This window comes from Nostoc sp. S13 (genome assembly GCF_029379315.1).
In the GTDB taxonomy this organism is placed as follows: Bacteria; Cyanobacteriota; Cyanobacteriia; order Cyanobacteriales; family Nostocaceae; genus Nostoc.
The window spans coordinates 1-5,644 of record NZ_JAQYWQ010000214.1 but is presented as its reverse complement, the minus strand read 5'-3'; the positions used below and the strand labels follow the sequence as shown (position 1 = coordinate 5,644).

General features: G+C 43.4%; 5 protein-coding genes. 3 read left to right on the top strand and 2 right to left on the bottom strand.

From position 1 onward, the window contains the following. Nucleotides 1-766 (top strand): methyltransferase domain-containing protein (locus PUQ00_RS32140; protein WP_300423999.1); only part of this gene is annotated, 766 nt, incomplete at its 5' end. 172 nt (nucleotides 767-938) lie between these two features. On the opposite strand, the gene PUQ00_RS32135 is transcribed toward PUQ00_RS32140, so the two are convergent. Together PUQ00_RS32135 and PUQ00_RS32130 are read right to left on the bottom strand one after the other, a co-directional pair. Further along, nucleotides 939-2,216 (bottom strand): MFS transporter, encoded by a 1,278-nt coding sequence (locus PUQ00_RS32135; protein ID WP_300423997.1) that lies wholly within the window; start codon nucleotides 2,214-2,216, stop codon nucleotides 939-941. 623 nt (nucleotides 2,217-2,839) lie between these two features. Beyond that, nucleotides 2,840-3,292, bottom strand: a complete 453-nt coding sequence (locus PUQ00_RS32130) for a hypothetical protein (RefSeq protein ID WP_300423996.1) — start codon at nucleotides 3,290-3,292, stop codon at nucleotides 2,840-2,842. 534 nt (nucleotides 3,293-3,826) lie between these two features. Between PUQ00_RS32130 and PUQ00_RS32125 the strand changes: the two genes are divergently transcribed. Next, the gene (locus PUQ00_RS32125; RefSeq protein ID WP_300423994.1) at nucleotides 3,827-5,473 is read left to right on the top strand and encodes an alpha/beta hydrolase; all 1,647 of its coding nucleotides are present in this window, start codon (nucleotides 3,827-3,829) and stop codon (nucleotides 5,471-5,473) included. Beyond that, a partial coding sequence (locus tag PUQ00_RS32120) for a hypothetical protein (RefSeq protein ID WP_300423992.1) occupies nucleotides 5,460-5,644 on the top strand: 185 nt, incomplete at its 3' end. The genes PUQ00_RS32125 and PUQ00_RS32120, both read left to right, overlap by 14 nt.

The window sequence follows — 5,644 nt, the reverse complement described above, 5'->3', positions numbered from 1 at the left end:
AAACCTCTCCGTATTCTCTCTTAGTCTTGTTCAGAAATCAAATAGGAGTCCTATAGTTTCACCAACAGCAGAGACTAAATTCTATGAAACGGGTATCGGCACTGGTAGAATTGCTGTTCCAATTGCTAGAAGAGGTTATTCATACACTGGTGTAGATGTTTCAGAAAAGATGTTGGCTGAACTCTACCAAAAATTAGAGGGTGTGTCCCACCGATTAACAGCAATCAAAGGAGATGCTACTGCTTTACCGTTTGATGATAATTCCTTCGATGTGGCTCTAACGGTTCATGTGTTTCACCTGATTTCTGCTTGGAAGCAAGCTTTAGCAGAAATCCGTCGCGTTCTCAAACCTGGTGGTATTTTGCTCTACACTCACGGTCAGGCTACCTCTGTTAGCGCTGATCAGGATGTCAATTCACAGAGATGGGAATTTACTGAGCGTTGGAGAGCTATATTGGATGGCTACAATCATCCTTTACCGCGCTACGGTGCCACTGAAGAAGAGGTGTTAACAGAGTTGCAAGCACAAGGTGCTACTTTGTCCACCGAAATCGCTGCTCAATGGCGAGTTGAAGATACTGTGGGTAAATTGCTAGAAAACCAAGAAAACAAAATCCAAAGTGCAGCTTGGAGTATTCCCGATCAGATATTTGCTCGTGCCATTCAAGACTTGCGGGAGTGGGCTTTGCAACGCTACGGTTCACTGGATTACATTTTGCCCCAAGAACGTCAGTTCAAAATTGTTGTGGTACGCGATTGGGCTTAACTTGGATGCGCTAGCAAATTGATAGCGATATCTACGACGGGCTACGCCTACGCCACAATTGACGTCATCACTACACCCAATCGAAGGCAATTGCTATCAGTTGGCTAAACTTATCAGCGTAAACATAGTCAAACTCTAGGATCACGCCCCACCGCTGATCACTTGTTAGCGATCAATCCAACGGATCTATCCAACGGCTCACTGCTGGTATTTGTGCAGAGAACCATAGCGCACCTAAGATACTCAGACTGCCACAGACAATCAAGGCATTAGTCGCACCAAAATTATGTGCCAAAGTTCCAGCTAACAGATTTCCAAAGGGCATCATACCCACCATTGCTAATGCATAAAAACTCATCACCCGTCCGCGCTTATCTTCGGCAACTAGGGTTTGAATAATCATATTACTACTTGTAATCTGGAGGATGGCAAAGCAGCCTGTAAACACCAGTATGATTATGGATAATCCAACTTGACGCGATAGTGAGAACAAGATCAGACTCATCCCGATCAAGACTTGAGCGACTACAATCAAACGCTCTAAGCCCGCAATTCCTCGTCTGACACTTAGATACAAACAAGCAAGCAACGATCCAATCGGCGCTGAGGTGCTGAGGTGAGCCATCGTAGTTGCATCCCCATTTAAAATCTTAGCCGCAAAGACGGGCATGAGCGCGACATGAGACATCCCGACTAAACCATGTAACGCCAGCGTTAATAAAATTGCTTTAATCGGCTGGAATTTAGAGACATATTCAAAGCCCTCCCGCAATTTCTGCAAAGTATCGCTAAAGCTCGTAAGGGTCTGCATGGGTCTGACTTTCAGCCGTATCGCTAGCAGGGTAAAAATGGCAGGTATATAGCTGAGGGTATCGTAGAGAAAACAATATTTCACCCCTAGCGTCGCAATCAAAATCCCGCCCATCGCGGGCCCCAATACCAGCGAGGAACTTAACATCACTGAATTCAAGGCGATCGCATTACTCCAATCGGCGGCATCGTCTACGGTTTCGGTGACGATTGTATGACGCACGGGCATATCTAATCCCTTGAGCATACCATTGAGAACACTCAGTACCAATAGGATGGGAAACGTAATCCAATTCGTAAAGGTCAGAATCGTTAAAGCCAGGGAAACGCTAATTCCCAATATCTGCACCAGCATCAACAAGTCACGACGACTCCAGCGATCAGACAATACGCCCGAAAAGGGAATCAGTAATAACGTAGGTAAAAATTGCACAAACCCTGCAACTCCCAACAACCAAGCCGATTTAGTCAAATCGTATACCAGCCAAGGAATAGTTAACTGCTGGGTCATAAATGTCCCAGACATTGATAGCAACTGTCCCCCAAAAAACAAGCGAAAATTACGCCAACGCAAGGCAGGTAAATAGTGGTAGATAATTTTACTTACGCGATCGCCTAGTTGTCTATTCCAAATTTTCATCAGGGTAATCTTACTATGCTCTGCTAACAATTAGCTTAACTAACAATTATAGGATAATGGCGTAGTTTACCGCACTTCGGCAAGCTCAATGACTACCGCAGGCATCGCTTATCTGTCTGAGCTAAAACTTTTGCCCAACTAAGCTAGCTGAAAACCTCACAATAAGGCTTTTCGGCTCCACAAAATACAATTTCAGTAGACCCTGGCTCCCCAACGCCCTGGCTTCTCTGTGGTTAAAAAGTAATTTATTTAACCGCAGAGGCGCAGATAACACAGAGTCAAGAGGAATTCTTTGCCAACAATTTTACTCACCATGACAGGGGTAGGATTTAAACCTCACCCAAAACACCTTGTTGTCTATTGCCCATTCCCTGTTCACTTTTTAATACTTAGGTGATTTCTGATGAAAAAAATACCTATGTTGATGAGTTTCGACAACTCTTAAGCAAGCTACACGTAGCTTGCTTAAGAGCAGGGGTACGCTCAACTCTCGACCACTCAGTTGGTTGAGCGTTCGCGTAGCGTCTCCAAGAGTTGTCGAAACCAACGGTTATGGTAATTTTATTACTAGAATTCACCTTATTTGCCTACGGCACACTGCACAAACAGGTATGGGACTATAATTACGAATTATGTTGACTAGCTTTTGATTCAGGGAAAGTCAACGTCCAATTATTTTTATCATTGACCTGAAAGTACAAACCTTGGAGAATGAGCCGCAGAGTTTTTCGAGTTCTAATAGATTTTTTTACCAGATAAGTTCCTGGTTCAGCAAAGATATCATCAAAGTTTTGTTTATAACCAAATTGTTTTGAACAGTAACTGCCAGCACCTTGAACTGTTAACACAAAAAATGGAGCTTGTTTGTATTCATCAGGAATCATAAAAATTCCATATACATGGTGACGACCACGCCACGGCTGAACAATAACCTTAGTAGCATGTAGTTGGAATTTTGGGGTTTTTGATGCGAGAAAACCCTCGAAATTGCAATCAGAATCATTCACAGGCCACCACAGTGTAATAATACTCAGGGAGAGCAGCAAAATTAAAATATAGCGGAGTCTGCGACGCATAAAGCCAAGAAAAATTGTTGAAGCGGCTGGTAGAATTTGATGAGTAATGATAGTGCAGCTACAGCAGTAAGACTATCTACCTGCAATACGTTCTAAAGGCCAAAGACAAAACATTAAGCACTCGGTTAAACTTTCCTGTAAAAAAAAATTGACGTCAAGATATCAGCCTACAAAAAGTGCAGATTGTAGATGCGTAGTTTACCGCCGCAGGCATCGCTTACCCTGTTTTAGTAGCTCCGTTACAGTATTAAACCTAGCTGAGAAACAATCGAGTTTTTGTGGCTGTTAACACTGATTTATGCTCAATTTTTTAGCTGTGATGAATTCTACAATTCGTTGTTTTTGTTATGCTTTTGATATAGCTCTGTTGAGATCAGCAGATGCTTTGAAGATATCAGAACGTAGGCGTAGTCGGTCGTAGACATCGCCATCAAGTTCAAGAAAAAATCTCCTTTGATTTATAAGTAATTAATCGGTAGTCAAATACACAAATATTAGTTATATTCCCGTGAGTAACATTTGGTATAAAAGTTTATGGGAAGAAGTTGGGGAAATCTTAAGGTAGTTGCGAGTTTTTTTGTCGCGATTGTACTGACACAGTTCGGGGCAAATACTTCGGCGATTGCGGCTGACACAGTTGTTGTGCGTTTGGGTTTATTTACAGAATCCATCTCCCTTGCTGAGTTGCAAAATGCTGCAAAAACTGGGGAATTCTCTGGAAGTTTGGAGGCTTACACTAAAGGATTATCTGAAGAACAACGCCGCTTCCTCTTGGGGGCGCTGGGCATGAATGTACCGATTAATGTTGTTACGGTTAATAAGTTAGTTAATACTCAAATTGGCACAAGCATTCTTAATGACTTCGCTACGGCCTTAGCCCGAAAGGACAAAGCTGGGCTACAAGCACTGAGAGCCGGATTGGTATTAGGTTCTACTGCACCGCGGGGTCTTTCTATACTGAGTTTTATCGCGGCTTATCCGAGTAAACGCCTAGAAATTGATTTGCCACAGGCTTTTATAGTTGCAGGGAGTTTGAATACAGCTTTTTGGCGTACCCAGCAATTTATGCTAGCCATCACTCCCCGAATCGACCCCAAAACACCACAGATTGCTTTCCCTTTTGATCCCAGCCAACCAGGAAGCGCTCAAGTACAAATACTCAAATTAAGCCTGAATGACCAAAAGCGCGCTCGCCAAATTCCAGTTGATATTTATTGGTCAACTGCTGCAACTCTCGACAAACCCCTAATTGTCCTTTCTCACGGGTTCGCGTCAGTCCGCACCGACTTGCGTTATTTAGCAGAACATTTAGCATCTCACGGTTATATAGTAGCAGCTTTAGAACATCCCGGTAGTAATCAGGCAAATACTAACTCAGCATTACAAGGCAAAACCAGAGTTATGAAGCCTCATGAGTTTTTGGATCGGCCTCAAGATATTAGTTTTGTCCTCGACGAATTAGAAAAGCTCAACCAAACGGCTAATCATCCACTGCAAGGGAAACTTGCAACTACGAACGCGATGGTCATTGGCCACTCTTTTGGTGGTGGTACAGCTTTAGAAATTGCTGGCGCTGAGTTACAACTAGAACGACTCAAACAACGTTGTAAAAAGAACTTGACTAGCTTCAGTGAGGGAGAAGTTATGCAGTGCATCGCTCAAGAACTACCAGAAAATAGCTACGAACTACGGGATAGCAGAATAAAACAGGCGATCGCTCTCAATCCGACAACTTCTCTGATGTTTGGCGAAACTGGGTTAACTAAGGTGCAAATTCCTACCCTAGTTTTAGCAAGTTCCGCAGATAAAACCACCCCAGCTTTAACTGAACAGATTGTCGGATTTGAAAAAATCCCATCCCAAAAATGGCTAGTTGGTATAGTTGGGGGTACTCATCTGAGTGTAAAAGACCCCAGTACCACTTTGGATCAGGCAGGACAACCAAATACACCCATTAGTGGCGGCGAGGTTGTGGGTGAACAAGCAGCAGATATTCGCAAGTACGTTAAAGCTATAGCTTTGGCGTTTGCTGCACAAATGACTCCAGAAGCTAAAAACTACGCGATCTTTCTCACCTCAGATTATGCCCAACTTGCTTCAACTCCAGCATTTCCATTTCGTCTAATTAGGCAGATTCCTCCTGACGCGATCGCAGTGGTGAAAGAATTTGTTGAGAAATAAGGGACTTAGAAAATTTGAAGAAGAATACATTCGTCAGAATCAAGACGCTCTCTACGAGACGCTAAAAGCGAACGCGGACTCGCTCTCCGTGGCGCTATCAGTCGGGGATTCAGACTCGCGACTACGAAAGTTGACCACAAAACAAGAAAATTTGGTGGGGGTGCAAAAACG